We start from the raw sequence: 20516 nt of genomic DNA, 5'->3' as shown, positions 1-20516 counted from the left end.
TGCGTAGCAACAAGTTGCTTAAGTCCTTGTATGTTATCTTCGGCGTATCGCCAAACCGCCTGAGAATCGCTGACGAAATGTCCGATCCAATAGCTTCGGCATAATCGGTTCGTACTTGCAGCTAATGTCCGTAATCCGCCCACTTACGGCCAGTCCGAAAACCCGCGCCGCAGGTCTTGCAGATCGTCACTGTCGGGCCGTGACACCACTGCGCGATAGGCCCCTGGCGACAGGTCGGTGCGGCGTTTGAAGAAGTGACTGAAGCGCGAGGCATCCGAAAACCCCAAATCCGCCGCAATCTTCTTGAGCGGCAGGCCCGAATTCTCTAGCCGCGCCTTGGCCTCTGCGGTGATGCGTTCATGTACCAGCTCGGCCGGGGACCGACCGGTATCGCGTTTGCAGATCCGGTGCAGGCGGTCGTATTCAACGCCCAGCGTGTCGGCATAGCGGGTCACTTTCCAGTGGTCCTTATAGTGCAGCTCGACCAGATGGCGGAATTGGCGCAGCACATTCGTTGCCTCGGCGCTGACCGACGTATCCTCTGGTGTGTGGACGCGCAGGGCCGCGATGAGCAGCAGGCGCAGGAACGCGGACATCGACATGGGCGAGCGGCGTTCGGGTTCTTCAAGCTCATGGGCAAACCAGTCAAACAGCGTCTCGATCTGCGGAACTTTGGGGTCTTCGGACAATACGGCGGAGAAGGGCGTTTCGACCAGCATCCGCAAATGCACCGATTCCGAACGCGCGCCGATCGCGTCCAGGATAATGGCATCGCTCAGCCCTAAAAGCCGCGCGCTTGCCCCTGCTTTCAGTGTCAGCACATCACGGCTGTTGCCCGGCCAGAAGAACAGCGCCGGACCATGGCGTTCATTTTCGTCCTCACCAATCAGCAGGGTGCCACGGGTCAGAAACAAGAGCGTTGCGAATCCGTCAGGAAACCGACGGCGCAAGGACCGGTTGTGCAAAGCATCGCGCTCGTCTTGCAGTGTGGCGTAGGTATCTTGCATCACGAATCCCAGAATTTCACATTTAATGACCAGAATCTAACATTACATGCAAATTGTTCCTGCTCTAGCCTTAAAGGGGGGAGGACGGATGCAAATCCGTTAAAAACACATGATACCTTTGACATCGTCACAATTGACCACAGAGCCGCGCATCATTACCCGCCAGAACCCGGCGACAGGGGATGTGGTCAGCCGCGAGATCGCGCATGATCTGGCTGAAAGCCTGCGGTTTGTGTCGCATGCCGCGGCGGCGTTTCCTGCGTGGTCTGCCTTGACGGTCGATGCCCGTGCGGACCATCTTCGGGCGCTCGCTGATCGGTTGATTGCGGATAGTGACGCGCTCTGCCACGCGATGTGTGAAGAGATCGGAGCCCCACAAAAATGGGCTGCGCATAACGTCACTTTTGCCGCCCGTCTTCTGTATGGTGTCGCGGATCAGGCGGGCGCCTTGCGTCACCCCGAAACACTGACAGCCGAAAATGGCATCATCAGCGAGGCCCATCGCGTCCCCTGCGGTGTCTGCCTTGGGATCGCGCCGTGGAATGCGCCGGTGATCCTGGGCATTCGCGCCATCGCCGCGCCCTTGCTTTGCGGCAATACGGTCTTGTTGAAAGGCAATGAAATTGCGCCGCGTACCTTTCGCCTGATCGGGGACGCGGTGGTTGGGGCCGGGTTTCCGCAAGACGTGGTTCAGGTGTTCCTGTGCCCGCAGGACGACAGCGAAAGGATCGTTGATGCGCTGATCGAGCATCCGGTGGTGCGCCGGGTGAATTTCACCGGTTCGACGCGGATTGGCCGCCGGATCGCCGCGCTTTGCGCCAAGCACTTGAAGCGGCCCTTGCTGGAACTGGGCGGTCAGGCCCCGATGGTTGTGCTGGACGATGCCGATCTTGACCTTGCCGCATCAGAGGCGGTGCAGGGAGCCTATCTCAATCAGGGACAGATATGCATGTCCACCGAACGGTTGATCGTCCAGACTGACGTGGCCGATGCGCTGATCCAAAAGATCGAAAAGCTGCGCGATGCTTTGGTGGTTGGTGATCCCATTGATGCCGCGACGGACATCGGGCCGGTCATTGGCGTCGGTGCGGCAGAGCGTCTGTCCGGTCTGCTCGGCGATGCCGTGTCCAAGGGCGCACGCCTTGTGGGCGGCGGCGGGATGCGGGGTGCTTATTTCCATCCGACGCTGCTCGACGGGGTCGAGGCGGACATGCGGCTTTACACCGAAGAAACCTTTGGGCCGATCCTGTCTGTCACGCGCGTCGCGACCGACCAGGAGGCGGTGACGGTCGCCAATGACAGCGACTATGGCCTTGCCGCATCGGTTTTCAGTGGAAACCCGACGCGCGCGGACCAGATCGCAAGCCAGATCCACACCGGCATTTGCCACATCAACCGGTGCACGGTGGATGACGACCCGCTTGCCCCGTTCGGCGGGGTAAAAGCCAGCGGTTATGGCCGGTTCGGCGGGCGGTGGGCCTTGGACGAATTTACCGAACTACGTTGGATCACAAAACGAAAAGCCCCCTGAATTGGGGATGTCAGGGGGGAACCATGACACGCGCATTCGCGCGGCGCGCATCGTTCGCGCCCGACAAAGCTGCTCTTGGCCCACTTGCCAGGAGCGGTGATCCAGACTGGCCATCGCATCACTGAAATCAACAAGTCATTTAGGGAGGAAAACAGATGCTTTTAGGAAAGAACATTGTTGTCACGGGGGCGGCATCGGGCATCGGACAGCGCACCGCAGAGCTGGCGCAATCGCAGGGGGCCAATGTGTTCTCGGTCGATCGGAACACGCCGGACAACCCGGTCGGGCATTTCATCGCGGCGGATCTTGGGTCCGCAGAGGGTGTCGCGGCTTTGGTCAACGCATTGCCAAACGGGATCGACGCGCTGGCCAATGTCGCGGGGCTTTCGGGCACGCCGGGCAAAGTGCCGACCATTGCGGTCAACTTTCTGGGGCTGCGTGCCTTGTCGCTGGGGCTGGCCCCGAAGATGAACCAATATGGCTCTGTCATCAATGTTGCGTCCATCGCCGGTTTCGGCTGGCGCAGCAATCTTGACCGGACGCGCAAGGCCATCGACGTCAAAGGCTTCCCCGATCCTGCGCAATTCTGCGCGGACCACAACATTCAGGATGAAACATCTTATCCCGACAGCAAGGAATTGTTGCTGATGTGGACCTATCGCGCCGCCCATGATCCGGTGTTCAAGGACCGTGGCATTCGGGTGAACGCCGTCAGCCCCGGCCCGGTCGAGACCCCCATTCTTTTGCAGTTCCGCGATGTGCTGGGCGATGACCGCGTCAACGGCGACATCAACCGTGTGGGCCGCGCAGGTACGGCAAACGACATCGCGCCCTCTATCCTGTTTCTGGCATCCGACGGGGCGCGTTGGGTGAACGGCACAAACATTGCATGTGACGGCGGCCTCGAGGCTTCGGTCATGTCCGAAGCCATGAATTTCTAAGGGAAATCAAATGACTGTAAACCTTTTGATCGGTGGCCGCGAGGTCACCGCACAGGACACTCGTACCTTTGAACGCCGTGATCCGGTCACGGGGGACGTGGCAACGACGGCCGCCGCCGCAAGCGTGGCGGATGCCTTGATGGCGGTCGATGCCGCCGCTGCGGCCTATCCGTCCTGGTCCGCAACAGGGCCCGGTGCGCGGCGCATGTTGCTGCTGAAGGCCGCTGATGCGCTGGAGGCCAAGACCGACGAGATCATCCAGATGATGATCACCGAAACCGGCGCAACAGGCCCATGGGCGGGGTTCAATTGCATGCTTGCTGCGGGCATGCTGCGCGAGGCGGCCGCTATCACCACACAGATCACGGGCGATGTGATCCCGGTCAACAAACCCGGCAGCCTTGCCATGGCGCAGCGCAAACCATTGGGCGTCTGTCTGGCCATTGCGCCGTGGAACGCGCCGGTCATTCTGGGCGTGCGCGCCGTCGCCACCGCCATTGCCTGCGGCAACACGGTTGTGCTGAAAGCGTCCGAGATGTGCCCGGCTGTGCAACGCGCCATTGGAACCGTGTTTCAAGAGGCCGGGTTTCCAGACGGTGTGCTGAACGTGGTGACCAACGCGCCAGAGGATGCCGCAGACATCGTCGATGCGCTGATTTCGGCTCCGGCTGTGCGGCACATCAACTTTACCGGATCAACCAATGTCGGGCGCATCATCGCGCAAAAAGCGGCGGCGCATCTCAAACCTGTGTTGCTGGAACTGGGTGGCAAGGCACCGATGGTCATTCTGGACGATGCCGATCTCGAAGGGGCGGTAAACGGTGCCGCATTCGGGGCTTTCATGAACCAGGGCCAGATTTGCATGTCCACCGAACGCATCATCGTGCACGAAGGCATTGCCGATGATTTTGTCCGCGCCTTCGCGGCCAAGGCGGCCAAGCTGCCCGCAGGCAATCCACGCGACAAGGTCGTGCTGGGCGCGCTTGTCACATTGGACGCGGCGGAAAAAATGGACCGGATCATTGCCGACGCCGTCGCAAAGGGCGGCAAGGTGTTGGCCGGCGGGACGCGCGATAGCGCGGTTGTCACGGCGACCGTGATCGACAACGTCACGCCCGGGATGCTGATCTATCAGGAAGAAAGCTTTGGCCCCGTCAAACCCATTATCAGGGTGAAAGACGACGCCGAGGCCGTGCGCGTGGCCAATGACACGGCTTATGGTCTGTCGGCATCTGTCTATAGCGCGGATATTTCGCGCGCCATGAAAGTGGCCGATCAAATCGAAAGCGGCATTTGCCACATCAACGGACCCACAGTGGGGGATGAGGCGCAGATGCCATTTGGTGGCGTCAAGGACAGCGGTTATGGCCGCTTTGGCGGCAAGGCCGGCATCGACAGCTTTGCCTCAACCCGCTGGGTCACGATCGAAGACCCCGCACAGCATTACCCGTTCTAGGCCATGGCTGATCTGGAACAGAACAAAGGCAATGTCATCGCTTTTTATGAGCTGATGTTCAACGATTGCGACCCGCGTCGTGCGGTGGCCGAATATGTGGGGGCGGATTACATCCAGCATAACCCCCATGTGGAGACCGGCAAAGAAGGGTTCATCGCGTATTTCGAACGTATGGCGGCCGGGTTTCCGGGCAAGCGTGTCACCATCAAACGCGCGCTGGCCGAAGGCTGCCACGTGGTTTTGCATTGCCACCAGATCTGGCCGGATGGCCTTGAATACGCGGGCATCGACATTTTCCGGCTCAATGAGGGCGGGAAGATCATCGAGCATTGGGATGTCTTGCAGGAACTGCCGGCAACCAGCGCTCATGACAACGGAATGTTCTGATGAACGTTCCCGGACGGCTGTTCGGATTGGGCCGAACAGCAACGAACAACCCCAAATCAAGTGAAAATCCAAAGGGAGGAAAAACCATGGCTGGAAGACTCGAAGGCAAAGTAGTGCTGCTTACAGGGGCGGGTGGCGGACTGGGTCAGGCGCAGGCGCGACTGATGGCAAAGGAGGGCGCGGTCTTGATGCTCGCCAATTTGCCCGAAGACCCGATTATCGCCGAAGGCAAACCCGCAACAGGCCTGTGGGACAATGCGCAAAACGTGGCCAGGGAAATCTGTGATGCCGGTGGTCGGGCAGAGGTTGTCGCGCTTGATGTGACACAGGAAGATCAGTGGGAGGCCGCGGTCGCCAGGACCGTTGCCAGCTTTGGCAAGCTGGACGTGCTGGTGAACAATGCCGGTATTTATTACCACGCGGGTCTTCTGGATCATACGGTCGAAAAATTCCACCAGATTGTGGGCGTCAACCAGTTGGGCACCTTGCTGGGTATGAAGGCGGCGGTTCCCGCAATGAAGGAAAACGGCGGCGGGTCGATCATCAATTTCGCCTCCATCTATGGCATCGCGGGTGCAGGCGTCTCAACCGCCTATCAATCCACCAAGGGCGCTGTCCGTCTGATGACCAAGTCAGCCGCGTTGGAGTTCGTGGGCGACAACATCCGCATCAATGCCATCTGTCCGGGCATGTTCGACACCAACCTGTTCGAATCCTCTGTGCCCAAGGAGGCATGGGGCCCGTTGGTCGATCTGGTGCCGATGAAACGCTTCGGCAAGCCTGATGAAATTGGCTACGGCACCCTGTTCCTTGCGTCGGATGAATCCTCGTTCATGACGGGGGCCGATCTGGTGATTGATGGCGGTTACACCTGCCCCTGACACGAAAAGGGCCGCGCAGCCGATGCGCGGCCCGCCCCGCTTGTGCCAGAGGGCAAGACCGGGGACGATGCCGCGCCGGGGGCGATCCGCAAATTTCGAACATGAGGCATGAAAATCAAATCACAGATGCGCTGCGTTCGGTTACGCGGCGGGGGCGCCTAAACGCTCTCTGTAGCGGATGGGCGGAACGCCCATCATCTTTCGAAATTCGCGCCGAAAGGTTTCAGCCGATCCAAAACCACAGATTTCCCAGACATCCGACAGCGGAATAGACCCATTCTCAAGCAGTTCTGCCGCCCGCGACACACGCTCTACCTTTAGCCAGTTCAGCGGGGTTGTCCCGGCCTCTTCGTGGAACCGTCTTGCCAGGGTCCGACCGCTTGTCGCCGCTTCGCTGGCCATGCGTTCAATTGGCCAATCTTCGTCAATTGATGCGCGGATGCGGTCCTGGAGTGACGCCAAGCCCGAGCCTGTGCGGGGTTTTGGGTCCGGGCGCGGCACGAATTGGCGTTGGCCCCCATCCCGTTGTGCCGGAAGCACCAGCCTGCGCGCCACAGAGGCAGCCACCTGTGCGCCGTAATCCTGGCGGATGATATGCAAACCCAGATCAAGACCGGCGGCAGATCCGGCAGAGGTAAAGACACGGTCGCCTTCGACGAACAACACGTCGGGATCAACCGAAATCTCTGGATAGCGCTGTGCCAGCATATCCGTGTACCGCCAATGGGTTGTCGCCGATTTGCCATTCAACAAACCTGCCGCCGCCAGCACAAATACCCCTGAACAGATTGACGCGATCCGGGCCCCCCGGTCATAGGCGGCGCGCAGGGCCTTGCAAAGCGCCTCTGGCACCGGCGTGTCCGCGCCGCGCCAACCGGGCACAATGATCAGGCTGGCCTCTTGCAACAGATCAAGACCGGCGTCGACCTGAATGGTAAAGCCGCCAAGCGCGGCAATGGGCCCGTCGTCCGCGGCCACGGTCGCAAAGCGATACCAGTTTTCGATTTCTGGCCGTGGCAGGGCGAAAAGTTCGACCGCGATGCCGAATTCAAATGTGCACAGACCATCATAGGCGATGGCGCAAACCAAACCGTTTTTTGCGGGGGGCATGGCCGTTTTGGTCATGTTGGCAGAATCTGACTGTGTGTTGTCCATTTCGCCAGTATCGCGATTTTCCCCGGCATGACAAGTATCGGTCATCAACGCAAATCGGAGATGCGCCCATGACCCTTCAGATTGACCTGCTCGCCGCCATCGACACCTATTTTGACGCCATTCATGACTGTGACACAGAGAAGCTGACTGCGGTGTTTCACCCCCAGTCCAGCCTTTTTGATGCCGATCAGGGCACCGTGTTCGTCGAACCGATCGACAGTTTCAGCCGCGATGTCGCTGGCCGCACGTCCCCGGCCAGCCAGGGCCAGCCCCGCGAAGCCGAGGTTTTGTTGATCGACTATCTCTCGCCAATCAGCGCGACCGTGAAGGTTCGCATCCGGGCGCATGAGAACGTCTTTGTCGATCATCTGGGCTTTGTGAAGGGCGCAGAGGGTTGGCAGATCGTATCCAAGATCTGGCATCTCGAACGTGTCGTTGATGCAGAAAATACCGATCAAAAGGCCGCTTGAGCCGCCCCCAATCGTTTCAATCAGGAGAATTTATTATGCAACGTACCCCCGTAAACCCATGGAATTGGTCGCTGAACCTTGGCTACAATCAGGGCGAGGTCATCGAAGGCACCACGCGCCAGTTGATCTGCGCGGGCCAAACCTCTGTCGACGGCGAGGGCAATCCACAGCACCTTGGCGACATGCGCGGCCAGATCGGCCTTGCATTGGACAACCTCGAGGCCGTTTTGCAGGGCGCGAATATGGGTCTCGGCAACATCATCCGGCTGGGTGTCTATGCGACCGATGTGGACGAAGCGCTTAAAAACTTTGACCTTTTCGGAATGCGCTTTGGTCCGATCCAATGCGCACCGCCGATGACGCTGCTGGGGGTGAGCCGCCTTGCGATACCGGGTTTGTTGTTTGAAATCGAAGCATCAGCGGCGGCCTGAGCTCTTTGTCAATTCAGCCATGCAGCGACAATTGCTGCGTGGCTGTTTGGGCGCCTTTTGCGACGAACTTTGACCGCCGATCCCGGTGTGACCCATACAGGGCAAATGCCAGCCTATTTTGGCCATGCCGTGCAGATGGTGAATGATCGGCGACCTATGCTTGACCGGCACAACGTCATTTTCTACTGTCATGCCATTCGTAGAGGAGTGAACGACGATGGACAAACGCGACCGGTAATCCGGAACACCGCCCCTGGGGCGGAACCGCGCTCTTTGCGGATAACGCCCGGAGTCCATCGAACACACATCTTACGGAGCAGTCATGCCCAGACTACAGAACAAAACCGCCCTCGTCACCGGGGGTGCCCGTGGCATTGGTGCCGCCATCGCAAAGGCCTTTTGCGACGAGGGTGCCAAGGTCATCCTGACAGACATCGACGCAGAGACCGGTCAGACCACCGCGGACCACATCGGCGCGATCTTCGTCCGGCTTGATGTCGCCGCCGAGGCCGATTGGGATGCGGTGGCCGGGCGATTTCCCAGCCTTGATGTATTGGTGAACAACGCCGGCATCACAGGGTTCGAAGGCCCGTTCGACGGCGCGCCGCCCGCCCATGACCCGGAACATGCCTCCTTGACTGATTGGCGGGCCGTGCATGCGGTGAACAACGACGGCACTTTCCTCGGGTGTCGATATGCGATCCGCGCCATGCGGGCGAAGGGGGGTGGCAGTATCATCAACATCTCGTCACGTTCGGGGCTTGTCGGCATTCCAATGGCCGCCGCCTATGCGGCCTCGAAGGCTGCGATCCGAAACCACACAAAGTCGGTTGCGCTTTACTGTGCCGGGCAGGGGCTTGCGATCCGCTGCAATTCAATTCATCCGGCGGCGATCATGACCCCGATGTGGGAGCCAATGTTGGGCGATGGACCTGACCGGGCGGACCGTGAGGCCGCGATGGTCGCGGACACGCCGATGCGCCGGTTTGGCGAAACCAAAGAGGTCGCAGCCCTTGCCGTCATGCTCGCCTCGGACGAGGCCGCTTATATGACCGGTGCGGAACTGACGATTGATGGCGGCATCCTGGCCGGGTCTGCGGCCACACCGGGCGGCTGAACTTTGCTTGGGGCGGGCGTGCATGCGCGCGCCCCCACCACGCCGCCATTGCGGTGATCAATGTCTGACTGCGCCCTTCCAAGGCTTGTGATGTGCGCTGGCACCGGTCGGCGCGCCAAATTTTCCTGGCACGGCGCGAAAAAAACTTTGACCCTGACATTAGTGTCAAGGCGCTAGGAGGGCCTCTCATCAAGCGAAAATGAGTCGATGACAGGAGGCCAATCAACATGGCAAGCGACAACAAATGGCAGGGTAAGGTGGCAATTGTCACCGGTGGCAGCTCTGGTATCGGTGAGGCAACGGCGACCGAGCTTGCGAAGCAAGGCGCAAATGTTCTGATCACCGGGCGCAACGCGGAAAAGCTGGCGACGGTGGCGGATGCTTATGCCAGTATTGAGGCACTTCAGATGGATAGCGCGCAGGTGGACAGTGGGGCACAGATCGTGGATGCCGCGATGTCCCGCTGGGGGCGGATTGATCTGCTGGTGAACAATTCCGGCGCGGGCCAACCCCTGCCAATTGACGCGTATGATGTTGATGTGATTGCGAAAATGGCTGCATTGAACATCGTCGCGCCGTCTCAACTTGTCCGGGCCTCCCGTGCGGCCCTGCGCAAGAGCAAGGGGACAATCGTCAACATTGGCACCGCTGTGTCCAGAGGGGCTGCGCCGATGCTGGCACATTACGGCGCGACAAAGGCCGCGTTGGAACATCTGACAAAGTCCTGGGCGATCGAGCTTGCCAATGACGGCATCCGCGTCAATGCCATCGCCCCGGGCCCCGTCAAAACCGGCGCATTGACCGGGATGATGGGATTGCCAGAGGAGGCGGCCCAGCAGGTCGAAGCGCAAGAAGCCGCACAAATTCCTCTTGGGCGGCGCGGCGTCACGGCGGATATCGTGCCGTGGATCCTGCGGCTTGGGAGCTCCGAAAACGCATGGCTGACGGGGCAGGTTCTGACCGTTGATGGCGGCTGGTCGCTGCGGACCTGATCCATTTGGGGCCGGGGGCGAACAGAAGCGCCCCCCGGCTTCACTTGATAAACCTGTGTCACATTCACATGTTGATCAGGCTTTCTGGAGAGGACGTCTAAGATGCAGGCGAAAGAAGCCGCAGAGCGGTTGGGGATCACCCAACGGATGTTGCGCCACTATGAAAAACAAGAGCTGCTGGAGGTCGGGCGCACGCTGAATGGCTATCGCAGCTATAGCGAAGCTGACCTGAGACGCGCGCGCCGCATCCGTGACTTTATCGCGACGGGGTTTTCGACCCGGGAAATACGGGCAATGCGCGCCTGTCTTTCAGACAGCGGCGCTGGCCCTTGCGAAGATGGCCTCCAGAAACTGACAGAGAAACTGGCGCATATTGACCGGCTCAAGGCCGAGCTGGACGAGAAAAGGGCCGCGGTTCTGGACCGCTTGGCGACGCTGCGGAATGGTCTCTCCTCGCTAAGCCGTCACTGACCTGACGCGTGCAAAGGCCCGCTTCGCCGGGGTTGGGTCGTGGCTGAGTTCAGAGCAGGTAAAGCGCCAGATACAATGTGGCGGCCCCGACGAACATCGCGGCCAGCACATTGCGCGTCACGAGGCCGGTCAACAGGGCCGCAGCGGCGGCAAGCATGCGCGGCGCATCCGGTGCGCCGCCGGTGGCGGCAGGCCAGACCACAAGCGGTGCCACCAGCCCCGGCAGGATCGCCACGGCGGTATAGCGCAAATGTCGCAACAGCCATTCGGGCAAGGCGCGCCCGCCGACCAGTCCGGTGAAGCTGAACCGCAAAAGAAAGCTGCCGATCCCAAGACCGACAATCACCAGCCAGATTTCCCAGGTTTCGATCATGATGTGCCACCTTGGCCGGCTCTTAAACGCAGCTGTCGTTCCAGTTCGGCACCGGCCATCATCCCGGCGACCCCGGCCACCAACAGCCCAAGGTTATAGGGCAGGAAGGCAAACACCAATGCGACCACGATCGACACCAGCGCCGCCAGGACATGGGGCAAGGTGCGCAGCATGGGCGCAATCAACGCCAAAAAGGTGATGGGCACAGCGAAATCCAATGCCATCCAATCCGGGATGCTTTTGCCCAACATCGCGCCGGCCAGGGTTGCAACCCACCAGGCAGGGGACACCGCCAGCGCCGCACCAAAGAAATAGGCCACCCGATTTTTCAGCGCCATATCCGGGGTGCTTTCGTACTTTGCCGTGGCGGTGGCAAAGCTTTGATCCAGGGTGAAATAGGCGATCAGCGCGCGTTGCCAGACCGGTGCCGCGCCAAGATAGGGGGTCAAAGCGGCGGAATACATCGCCATACGCAGGTTGACCGCCAGCGCCGAAACCAGCGCAATCAGGGCCGGCACGTCATCGACCATCAACTGCAACGCGGTGAACTGGGCCGCGCCGGCGATCACCACGATGGAAAAGCTCAGGGTTTCGTAGACGTTCAAACCCGCTTCGGTTGCCACCACGCCAAACAACAATCCAAATGGCGTGATCACCAGAAGGAAGGGCAATCCGTCGCGCAGCCCGCGCCAGAAATCACGATTGGGGGTGGAGGGTGTCATGGGTTCATCCTAGGGTCTGCGCCAGACCTACTAAGCCAAAGGCGGAGACGCAATTGCCGAGGATGGAAAACGCCCACTCTTATCTGATTTCCCCTGACCCCGAAGCGGCGGGGTTGACCCGGGTGGTGGCAGGTGTCGATCATGAAGGCCGGCCACAGGACATCGCCGTGGTCGAGGAACGGCCCCTGACGATCTTTCTCAACAGTCAGGAAATTGTGACGGCGATGACCATTGGCGATTACCCGGATCTTCTGGCGCTGGGGTTTCTGCGCAATCAACGCATGTTGCTGGACGATGATGTGGTGACCGGCGTCGATTATGACGCCGACCTTGCGGTTGTGGTGGTGCGCACCGCCCGCCAGACCAGCCATGAGGACAAGCTGAAAAAAAAGACGCGGACCAGCGGCTGTGCGGTTGGGACGGTGTTTGGCGATATGATGGAGGGGCTCGAGGGGCTGGTGCTGCCGCAGGCAGAGCTGCGTTCCAGCTGGCTTTACGCGCTATCCGCACAGATCAATCAAACGCCGTCGCTTTATCTTGAGGCAGGGGCGATCCACGGCACGGTGTTGTGTCAGGGCGACCATCCATTGGTCTATATGGAGGATGTCGGCCGGCACAATGCGGTCGACAAGATTGCGGGCTGGATGCTGCGCGAAAACGTTGGGGCGGCGGACAAGATCCTCTATACCACCGGGCGCCTGACCTCTGAAATGGTGATCAAGACGGCCTTGATGGGCATTCCCGTTCTGGCCTCGCGGTCGGGGTTCACCGCCTGGGGTGTCGAGATTGCCCGCCAGGTCGGCATGACGCTGATTGGGCGGATGCGCGGCAAACGGTTCATTTGTCTGTCCGGGGCAGAGCGGGTGATTTGGGACGCCGATCCCGCAAGCGTGCCGCAAGAAGACAGGAAACATCGGCGCAAGGGGGATGGCCGATGACCGGGCCGATGACCGGGCCGCTGGGCGTGATCCTTGCCGGGGGCCGGGCCACCCGGATGGGCGGTGGCGACAAGGGGTTGTTGCGTCTTGGCGGGCTGTCGATCCTGGATCACGTGATTGACCGCTTGCGACCGCAGGTCAGCGGATTGGTCTTGAACGCCAATGGCGATCCGGCGCGGTTTGCCGGGTTTGGTCTGCCGGTGATTGCCGATTCCATTGATGGCTTTGCCGGGCCGCTGGCCGGTGTGCTGGCCGGGCTGGACTATGCCGCTGAGCAAGGCGCAGAGACGATTGTGACCGCCGCCGCAGACACCCCGTTTTTTCCAACCGATCTTGTCGCCAGACTGGTACAGGCCGCAGAGGGCCAGACCCGGCCACTGGTGCTGGCCGCAACCCGACGCGGGGTGGAACAGACGAAATCCATGTCGCGCGGCGGCCATGTGCGCCACCCGACATTCGGGCTTTGGCCGGTGGCGCTGCGTGACGATCTGCGCGCGGCCTTGGCGGGGGGATTGAAAAAGGTCGTTCTGTGGAGCGATGCCCATGGCGGACGCGAGGCGATGTTCGATGCGGAAACGGCATTTTTCAACGTCAACACCCCCGAGGATCTGGCCGAGGCAGAGGCGATGATATGATGCGGCTATATGGTGTGACCGGATGGAAGAATTCTGGCAAAACCGGGCTTATGGAACGGCTGGTGTGTGAGATCACGGGCCGGGGGTTTACAGTGTCGACCGTCAAACATGCGCATCACACATTTGATGTCGACCAACCGGGCAAGGATTCGCACCGCCATCGCATGGCCGGGGCGGGGCAGGTTCTACTGGCTTCGCGCACACGCGTGGCGTTGATGACCGAATTGCGCGGCGAAGAGGAGCCGGGGCTGGATCACTTGCTGGGCCAGCTTGCGCCCTGCGATCTGGTGCTGGTCGAAGGCTACAAACGCGACGGCCATCCCAAGATCGAGGCGCATCGCGCCGTAACCGGCCAGCCGCTGATTGCCCCGGATGACGCGACGGTGCGCGCCGTGGCGTCGGATCAGATGGCGGATGTGGCGATCACATTGGACCGGCCGGTGTTCGATTTGGACGACACCAAAAGCATCGCGGATTTCATTCTGGCCGAGGTCGGATTATGAGCGGCAGCTCCCTGCAACCGCCGCCGCTGCGCAACGATTGTTTTGCGCTGCCTGCGGGGGTCAATTGGACCCCGGTAGAGGATGCGCTGGCCCATCTGCGTGACAATCTGAACGCGGTTGCCGCGGTCGAGGTCTGTGCCGTGGATCAGGCGGCGGGGCGTATCCTGGCCAAGGACGTCACTGCGCATCGCTCCAATCCGCCGACCGCGAATGCGGCGGTGGATGGGTATGGCTTTGCCGGTGGTCTTGCGGCCGGGGCGGTGGAACTGCCGCTATTTCCGGGGCGTGCGGCGGCGGGGGTGCCCTTTGCGGGGACCGTGCCACCGGGCCGGGCGCTACGCATCCTGACCGGTGCGGCGTTGCCGGCCGGGGTCGACACCGTGGTTTTGCAAGAGGATGTGACCACAGATGGCCGCGCCATCGCGTTGCACGGGCCATTGAAACAGGGGGCAAACACCCGCAAAGCGGGCGAAGACGTGGTGGCCGGTGAGGTCATTCTGCGCGCTGGGCGTCGGTTGATGGCGGCGGATGTGGCGTTGATGGCGGCGGTTGGCGTGGCAGAGGTGCCGGTGCGACAGCGGCTACGGGTCGGGGTCTTGTCCACCGGGGATGAAATTGTCGCGGCTGGCGGGACCGCCGGACCGGGGCAGATTTTCGATGCCAACCGACCGATGCTTTTGGCGCTGGCCGAGGCTTGGGGATGTGCGGCGGTTGATTTGGGAATTGCCCCGGATGATCGCCCGACATTGCGCGCCACGTTGGACCGCGCGGCGGGGCAGGTGGATGTGATCCTGACCTCTGGCGGTGCCTCTGCCGGGGATGAGGATCACATGTCCGCCCTTTTGCGCACCGCTGGGGCGCTTCAGATGTGGCGCATCGCGGTCAAACCGGGGCGGCCATTGGCCCTTGGGCTGTGGGATGGCGTGCCGGTGTTCGGGTTGCCGGGCAATCCGGTGGCGGCGCTGGTCTGTGCGCTGATCTTTGCGCGTCCGGCGCTGGCGGTATTGGCGGGCGGGCATTGGCAGCGGCCACAGGGGTTCGACGTGCCCGCCGCCTTCGCCAAGACCAAGAAGCCGGGCCGGCGCGAGTATCTGCGGGCGCAAATGCAGGATGGCCGGGCGGCGGTCTTTGGCTCTGAAGGATCGGGGCGGATCAGCGGGCTGTCCTGGGCCGGGGGGCTGGTGGAATTGCCGGATGGTGCCGCAGAGATCCGCGAAGGCGATTTGGTGCGCTTTCTTCCGTATGGCAGCTTCGGGTTGTAACGGCGCTTAATCGAAGGTGCCGGCGATCCGCCCCAAAAGCATGAACGCCCGCGAGGTGCGGGTATTGGAAAAGGCCGCCACTTCCGCATCTGACGCACGTTCGGAAAAGCTCTGGAAAGTGCGGTCATAGACCCGCAGGAAATGATGCGCCGCGTCGCGGAAAATCGGATCCTGTTTCATCCGCCCCGCGCTGAGCGCCAGCGAAGACCGGTCGCGCACGCCACCAAGGCCCGCAATCGCACGGCCCCGCGCGCCTTCGGCAAAACGCCGCCAGACATCGGGCTTGGCCATGTCGGGGCGCAGGTCGTCCATGTAAATGCCATCCTGGCTAAGCAGGGTCAGCACATCCTGTGCGGCCTGAACCAATTGCGCGGTTGCACGATGCTTGAGCGCGCGGCGCAGCGCGGCAAACCCATCGCGGTCGTCCGCGGTTTCCGGGAAATTCAGCGCGCAGATGAAATCCTCGTTCGACAATTCTGGTTCCAGCGCTTCGGCCGGGGTGCCAAGCGCCAGCGCGGGCTGGTCATCCGAGGGCGACGCAGGTGCGGCGGGCGCAGGCGCGGTTGCCATCGCGGTGCGATGCGCACCAATCTCGCGGGTCGAGGAAAACATCGCCATCGCCGCTTCGGCCTTGCGCTGGGCGGCGGCAATTTCATCCAGCTTGCGCGTGACCGAAGTGGCCGCAGCGCCCCCCTGACCCTGGCTGACATAGGCATGGCGCAGAGCGTCGATCGCGGTTTGCAACCGGCTGCTTTCATCGCGCATCACCTTGCTGGCCCGCGCGGCGGTGGCCGCGACCCAGATCATCGCCACCGGCATGAACACCGCCAGAAGGGTCATCAGGAACCGCAGACCTTCGTCCGTGCCATTGCCGGTCCCCAAACCAGACGGTTTCAGAACCACAAAGAAAATGACCGCCCCCAACAGCCACACAAGTGACAGGGCAACAGCGACAATTTCGATTCCGGTCACCTTGGGTGCGCGGTTTCGTTCATAGATTCCCAATGGCGTTGGTGCCGAAGGCGCAACCCGCGCGCTTCGGTCCTCGGTCTGGGGGGCAGATTGGTCGGCGGGCATTTCCGGGACTTTCGGGACAGGTTACGTCGTGCCGTCAGATATACGCGATTTTCAGGATTTCGTAATCCTTGGTGCCGCCGGGGGTGCGCACTTCTACGCTATCGCCCTCTTCCTTGCCGATCAAAGCGCGGGCAATGGGCGATTTCATGTTCAACAGGCCCTTTTCGACATTGGCCTCGTGTTCGCCAACGATTTGCCAGGTCTTTTCCTCGTCGGTGTCTTCATCAACCACGGTCACGGTTGCGCCGAATTTGATTGTGCCGGACAATTTGGTCGGGTCAATAACCTCGGTCAGGCTCAACACGCCCTCAAGCTCCTTGATCCGGCCTTCGATGAACCCCTGTTTTTCGCGGGCGGAATGGTATTCTGCGTTTTCCTTGAGGTCGCCCAATTCGCGCGCCTCTGCAATCGCCTTAATGACGGCAGGCCGCTCAACGGATTTGAGCAGTTTCAATTCGGCTTCGAGCGCAGAATGTCCCGCGCGGGTCATCGGTATCTTTTCCATAGGCCTTACCAGAAAGGGCCGCCTTTGCCCGAATGGGTGGCGGCGAAATCATATCAGCGTGTTTCAGCGACATTGCCTTAGGCGGTCCATCGGATGCAAGAGGGAAAGGCGGAATTGGCGGGAACGTGCGCGCAGGGGCGCGGGGTGTCGGCCATGGGGGGCATGATCTGAACCTGATGATATGGATCTGTCATCACACCCCGGGGGCGGCCGGGTTGCGACGCTAACATGTGGTTTTTGCGAATTTAACCTGTTCTGAACGCATAATGACGCAGCGCACAACGTTGACCCAAGGCAAATTTCCGGGCAGGACTCTGCGAGCTATGATGCAGGTGCAGCACCAGCCGAGGGAGCGGATATGACCGAAGTGACGCGCGAAGCGATGGAATATGATGTTGTGATCGTGGGGGCGGGGCCTGCGGGGCTTTCCGCGGCGATACGGTTAAAACAGCTGGATAGCGATCTTGAAGTTGTGGTGCTGGAAAAAGGCTCAGAGGTCGGTGCGCATATCCTGTCGGGCGCGGTGCTGGACCCTTGCGGTCTGGATGCGCTGATCCCGGACTGGAAGGCCAAGGGCGCGCCGTTGAATGTGCCTGTCACCGAAGACAAGTTTTACATGCTGGGCGAAGCCGGGCAGATCCGCATTCCCAATGCGCCGATGCCGCCGCTAATGAACAACCACGGCAATTATATTGTCTCGATGGGCAATGTCTGTCGCTGGATGGCCGAACAGGCCGAGGGCCTGGGCGTCGAGATTTTCCCCGGCATGGCCTGTTCCGAGCTGATCTATGGTGATGCCGGTGAGGTTGTGGGTGTCATCGCGGGCGAGTTTGGCAAAAACGCCGACGGCACAGCCGGTCCGAATTACGAGCCGGGCATGGAGCTGCGCGGCAAATATGTCTTCTTGGGCGAAGGTGTGCGCGGGTCGCTGTCGAAAGAAGTGATCGCCAAATACGACCTTTCTGCTGGCAAAGAGCCGCAGAAATTCGGTCTGGGGATGAAGGAAATCTGGGAAATCGACCCCGCCAAACATAAAGAAGGCAGCGTAACCCACACCATGGGCTGGCCGCTGGGCGGCAATGCGGGCGGCGGCTCCTTTATATACCATCTGGAAAACAATCAGGTCTATGTCGGCTTCGTCGTGCACCTGAACTACAAGAATCCCTATCTCTTCCCTTACATGGAATTCCAGCGGTTCAAGCATCACCCGATGGTGGCAGAGCTGTTGGAGGGCGGCAAACGCGTCGCCTATGGCGCGCGGGCGATCACCGAAGGCGGCTATCAGTCGATGCCGAAAATGGTGGCGCCGGGCGTGGCGCTGCTGGGCTGTTCCGTAGGCATGGTCAATGTGCCGCGCATCAAGGGCAATCATAATGCGATGCTTTCGGGCAAGGCGGCAGCCGAAGCCGCGTTCAACGCGATCAAGGCCGAGCGGGCCGGTGACGAGCTGAGCGATTACGAGGTCGAGGTGCGCACCGGCGCGATTGGTCAGGACCTGAAGAAGGTGCGCAACGTCAAACCGATGTGGTCGAAATGGGGGCTCACGGCGTCCCTGGCGCTGGGCGGGTTTGATATGTGGACCAACAGCCTGTTTGGTCTGTCGCTGTTTGGCACCGTCAAACATGGCAAATCCGATGCCGAAGCCACGGAAAAAGTATATGGCCACACACCGATAGACTATCCCAAGCCGGACGGCAAGCTGAGCTTTGATCGGCTGACCAATGTGTCGTTCTCCTTTACCAACCACGAAGAAGAACAGCCCTGTCACCTGACGCTGAAGGATGCGTCGGTGCCAATTGGCGAGAATCTGCCCCAGTTTGCCGAACCGGCCCAGCGCTATTGCCCGGCTGGGGTGTATGAAGTTGTGGAAAAGGACGGCGCGCCGGAATTTGTCATCAACTTCCAGAACTGTGTGCACTGCAAGACCTGTGACATCAAAGATCCCAGCCAGAACATCAACTGGGTCACACCGCAGGGCGGCGATGGGCCTAATTATCCCAACATGTGACACCGCAACCGCGTGACGATTGTGATGAAGCCGGGCCAAATTGGTCCGGCTTTTGTCGTTTTGGGCGATTTGCGGCGGAACCGGGGCAGGGCGGTGCCGCAAGTCTGCCACATTGATGCCAGGGATTGGGAGTGGCGTTTTGTTAAGTAATTGAATTTAAACGGATAAGTGGGTACGTTTGGCCGCCCCAATTTATAGTTAAAATAGGCGAAAATTTTCGAAAAATTATTATTTCTGCCCCAGACCTGCCGGAAACCAATTCCATATTGAGTGGGTAGCAAGCGTGGCCGCGGTGGCCGCCGATCCGACCAAAGGAACAAAGACATGAATACTCGGTTCATCAAATCCGTTGTGACCACGGCAGCAACCACCCACGTTGAAATGCCCTGGACCCGTGGTGCACGTCGCGCCGCAATGATTGCTCGCCGCAGCGCGCCTCTGGAACTGCTGAAGTCCGCCTGATACAAATCAGTCGATCCGCGTTTCAAAAAGCCGCGCTCTGCAATGGGCGCGGCTTTTGTCGTCTTTGCTGCCAAATTCCGGCGCAAAACGCATGGTTTCCCGCGATTCTTCTGCCCGGTGACATCGGCCAACGCCGCAAAATCCGGTAACAATCCCGCCCCCCCAAGGGCCATTGCCGCGTCAGGGCGGACAATTCGGCCCGGTTTTTGACAGATGACCGCAAAACACGGACATTGTTGCGGTTGGATATGAATTGAATTGTCGATCTGACGTTGTCGGTGGGGGCCGACGCGGATGTGACCCGAATAAACAGGTGCACGCCATGACCGCTTCTCATCGCCCACAGCCGAAATCCCATTTTGACATCACACGGTCGACGGTGCGATCCGCCCCGCTTGCCCGGACCGAACCCCCATACAGCGGCGAACATCATGCCTTGCGCGACGCTGTCGAGATGCGCAGGCTTGAGGTGACGGCGCTTTTGCCGGATTTCAGCCTGCATCAAGCGGCGCATATGGTGCCGCAGACCGAATTGTTCGATCGCGCCGTGTCAGGGTTTGCCCGTGGTACGGTTTTGGCGACACCAAATGGGCCTTGCGCCATCGAAGATCTGATGCCCGGCGATCCGGTGCAATCCTCGGCCGGGCCGCAACAGGTGCTTTGGATCGGGTCAACGACGCTTTTGTCAGGTCAGGCCGGGGCTGCTTCGCTGTTGAATGGATTGATCCGGGTGACCGGTGATGCCTTGGGCCGGGGCCGGCCGAGCCACGACATGATGTTCGGGCCAGCGGCCGCAGTATTGCACAATCCGCCGCAAATGCGTGTCGGCACTGGCGAGGGCAGGGTGCTGACCCCGCTTGCCGATTTCATTGATGGCGTGTCGGTGTTCCGGGTGACCCCGCCAAGTGCGGTGCGTGTTTACCACCTGATGTTGCGCAAACATGCGGTGGTCACGGCTGGCGGTCTGGAAGTTGAAAGCTATCACCCTGGCAGCGGCGGCAGGATTGCCCAGATGGGCAGTCAGACACAGTCGCTTTTCATGTCGCTGTTCCCCGGAATTGCCGGCCCGCGCGATTTTGGCCCGCTTGGCTTTCCCCGTGTGGAACGTGAAATGCTGGAAGGTCTGGGATAGGGCGCAGGCGAAGATCAAAACCCTGCGCTGATTGTTGTCAGGCAGGGTGGCGCAAATGGT

Annotated in this window: 23 protein-coding genes; 16 read left to right on the top strand and 7 right to left on the bottom strand. The window is 60.7% G+C overall.

The features are described 5' to 3' along the window. Window positions 1-143: 143 nt before the first annotated feature. The gene (locus Q4577_RS17075) at window positions 144-1007 is read right to left on the bottom strand and encodes an AraC family transcriptional regulator (RefSeq protein ID WP_303470976.1); all 864 of its coding nucleotides are present in this window, start codon (window positions 1005-1007) and stop codon (window positions 144-146) included. A gap of 109 nt (window positions 1008-1116) precedes the next feature. On the opposite strand from Q4577_RS17075, the gene Q4577_RS17070 reads away from it, so the two are divergent. From Q4577_RS17070 to Q4577_RS17050, 5 genes are all read left to right on the top strand, one after another. Further along, on the top strand, window positions 1117-2538 hold the full coding sequence (locus Q4577_RS17070) for an aldehyde dehydrogenase family protein (protein ID WP_303470974.1): 1422 nt from the start codon (window positions 1117-1119) through the stop codon (window positions 2536-2538). Window positions 2539-2693: 155 nt separating this feature from the next. Next, the gene (locus Q4577_RS17065; protein ID WP_303470973.1) at window positions 2694-3479 is read left to right on the top strand and encodes a coniferyl-alcohol dehydrogenase; all 786 of its coding nucleotides are present in this window, start codon (window positions 2694-2696) and stop codon (window positions 3477-3479) included. 10 nt (window positions 3480-3489) lie between these two features. Continuing rightward, complete coding sequence (locus Q4577_RS17060) at window positions 3490-4935, top strand: aldehyde dehydrogenase (RefSeq protein ID WP_303470971.1); 1446 nt, start codon at window positions 3490-3492, stop codon at window positions 4933-4935. A 3-nt stretch (window positions 4936-4938) separates the two neighbouring features. Continuing rightward, complete coding sequence (locus Q4577_RS17055; protein WP_303470968.1) at window positions 4939-5322, top strand: nuclear transport factor 2 family protein; 384 nt, start codon at window positions 4939-4941, stop codon at window positions 5320-5322. A gap of 86 nt (window positions 5323-5408) precedes the next feature. Then, window positions 5409-6203, top strand: coding sequence for an SDR family NAD(P)-dependent oxidoreductase (locus tag Q4577_RS17050; RefSeq protein ID WP_303470965.1), 795 nt, complete (start codon window positions 5409-5411; stop codon window positions 6201-6203). Between the two features lie 141 nt (window positions 6204-6344). On the opposite strand, the gene ftrA is transcribed toward Q4577_RS17050, so the two are convergent. Further along, window positions 6345-7313, bottom strand: a complete 969-nt coding sequence (ftrA, locus tag Q4577_RS17045; RefSeq protein ID WP_303567637.1) for a transcriptional regulator FtrA — start codon at window positions 7311-7313, stop codon at window positions 6345-6347. 113 nt (window positions 7314-7426) lie between these two features. Here ftrA and Q4577_RS17040 point away from each other — a divergent pair, with 113 nt between their 5' ends. The 5 genes from Q4577_RS17040 to Q4577_RS17020 all read left to right on the top strand — a co-directional run bounded on the left by Q4577_RS17040 (window position 7427) and on the right by Q4577_RS17020 (window position 10839). Further along, window positions 7427-7828, top strand: a complete 402-nt coding sequence (locus tag Q4577_RS17040; RefSeq protein ID WP_303470960.1) for a nuclear transport factor 2 family protein — start codon at window positions 7427-7429, stop codon at window positions 7826-7828. Window positions 7829-7863: 35 nt separating this feature from the next. Continuing rightward, the gene (locus Q4577_RS17035; RefSeq protein ID WP_303470959.1) at window positions 7864-8259 is read left to right on the top strand and encodes a RidA family protein; all 396 of its coding nucleotides are present in this window, start codon (window positions 7864-7866) and stop codon (window positions 8257-8259) included. Between the two features lie 322 nt (window positions 8260-8581). After that, window positions 8582-9376 carry an SDR family oxidoreductase gene (locus tag Q4577_RS17030; protein WP_303470957.1) on the top strand — a complete coding sequence of 265 codons (795 nt, stop codon included), beginning with the start codon at window positions 8582-8584 and terminating at the stop codon, window positions 9374-9376. A 227-nt stretch (window positions 9377-9603) separates the two neighbouring features. Then, window positions 9604-10368, top strand: coding sequence for an SDR family NAD(P)-dependent oxidoreductase (locus tag Q4577_RS17025; protein WP_303470955.1), 765 nt, complete (start codon window positions 9604-9606; stop codon window positions 10366-10368). A 102-nt stretch (window positions 10369-10470) separates the two neighbouring features. Next, on the top strand, window positions 10471-10839 hold the full coding sequence (locus Q4577_RS17020; protein WP_303470953.1) for a MerR family transcriptional regulator: 369 nt from the start codon (window positions 10471-10473) through the stop codon (window positions 10837-10839). 49 nt (window positions 10840-10888) lie between these two features. On the opposite strand, the gene Q4577_RS17015 is transcribed toward Q4577_RS17020, so the two are convergent. After that, complete coding sequence (locus Q4577_RS17015) at window positions 10889-11212, bottom strand: AzlD domain-containing protein (protein ID WP_244688592.1); 324 nt, start codon at window positions 11210-11212, stop codon at window positions 10889-10891. Further along, entirely contained in the window at window positions 11209-11934 is a 726-nt protein-coding gene (locus Q4577_RS17010; RefSeq protein ID WP_303470950.1) for an AzlC family ABC transporter permease, read from the bottom strand. Before Q4577_RS17010 ends, Q4577_RS17015 begins: the two co-directional genes overlap by 4 nt. A 62-nt stretch (window positions 11935-11996) precedes the next feature. On the opposite strand from Q4577_RS17010, the gene Q4577_RS17005 reads away from it, so the two are divergent. From Q4577_RS17005 to glp, 4 genes are read left to right on the top strand one after another with little or no spacing between them, the layout of a single operon-like run. Next, window positions 11997-12872 carry a formate dehydrogenase accessory sulfurtransferase FdhD gene (locus Q4577_RS17005; protein WP_303470948.1) on the top strand — a complete coding sequence of 292 codons (876 nt, stop codon included), beginning with the start codon at window positions 11997-11999 and terminating at the stop codon, window positions 12870-12872. A gap of 8 nt (window positions 12873-12880) precedes the next feature. Then, window positions 12881-13507: a molybdenum cofactor guanylyltransferase MobA gene (gene mobA, locus Q4577_RS17000; RefSeq protein WP_303471041.1), complete on the top strand. Its 627-nt coding sequence runs from the start codon at window positions 12881-12883 to the stop codon at window positions 13505-13507. Next, complete coding sequence (gene mobB / locus Q4577_RS16995; RefSeq protein ID WP_303471040.1) at window positions 13507-14010, top strand: molybdopterin-guanine dinucleotide biosynthesis protein B; 504 nt, start codon at window positions 13507-13509, stop codon at window positions 14008-14010. Before mobA ends, mobB begins: the two co-directional genes overlap by 1 nt. After that, entirely contained in the window at window positions 14007-15272 is a 1266-nt protein-coding gene (glp, locus tag Q4577_RS16990; RefSeq protein WP_303470945.1) for a gephyrin-like molybdotransferase Glp, read from the top strand. Before mobB ends, glp begins: the two co-directional genes overlap by 4 nt. A gap of 6 nt (window positions 15273-15278) precedes the next feature. Here glp and Q4577_RS16985 read toward each other — a convergent pair whose 3' ends face one another. Continuing rightward, a complete protein-coding gene (locus Q4577_RS16985; protein WP_303470943.1) occupies window positions 15279-16349 on the bottom strand; it encodes a hypothetical protein in 1071 nt (356 codons plus the stop codon). Window positions 16350-16383: 34 nt separating this feature from the next. Further along, window positions 16384-16854 carry a transcription elongation factor GreA gene (greA, locus tag Q4577_RS16980; RefSeq protein WP_244688602.1) on the bottom strand — a complete coding sequence of 157 codons (471 nt, stop codon included), beginning with the start codon at window positions 16852-16854 and terminating at the stop codon, window positions 16384-16386. 358 nt (window positions 16855-17212) lie between these two features. Here greA and Q4577_RS16975 point away from each other — a divergent pair, with 358 nt between their 5' ends. Further along, window positions 17213-18862, top strand: a complete 1650-nt coding sequence (locus Q4577_RS16975; protein WP_303470941.1) for an electron transfer flavoprotein-ubiquinone oxidoreductase — start codon at window positions 17213-17215, stop codon at window positions 18860-18862. Here the strand turns inward: Q4577_RS16975 and Q4577_RS16970 are convergent. Further along, window positions 18847-19668 (bottom strand): hypothetical protein, encoded by an 822-nt coding sequence (locus Q4577_RS16970; RefSeq protein WP_303470939.1) that lies wholly within the window; start codon window positions 19666-19668, stop codon window positions 18847-18849. The two genes, Q4577_RS16975 and Q4577_RS16970, sit on opposite strands and share 16 nt — an antisense overlap. Here Q4577_RS16970 and Q4577_RS16965 point away from each other — a divergent pair. Continuing rightward, window positions 19647-20456: a Hint domain-containing protein gene (locus Q4577_RS16965; protein ID WP_303470937.1), complete on the top strand. Its 810-nt coding sequence runs from the start codon at window positions 19647-19649 to the stop codon at window positions 20454-20456. The genes Q4577_RS16970 and Q4577_RS16965 overlap by 22 nt on opposite strands. Window positions 20457-20516 lie beyond the last annotated feature (60 nt).

The organism is Marinovum sp. 2_MG-2023, from assembly GCF_030548265.1.
GTDB lineage: Bacteria > Pseudomonadota > Alphaproteobacteria > Rhodobacterales > Rhodobacteraceae > Marinovum.
This window is presented reverse-complemented; position numbering and strand designations above follow the sequence as displayed.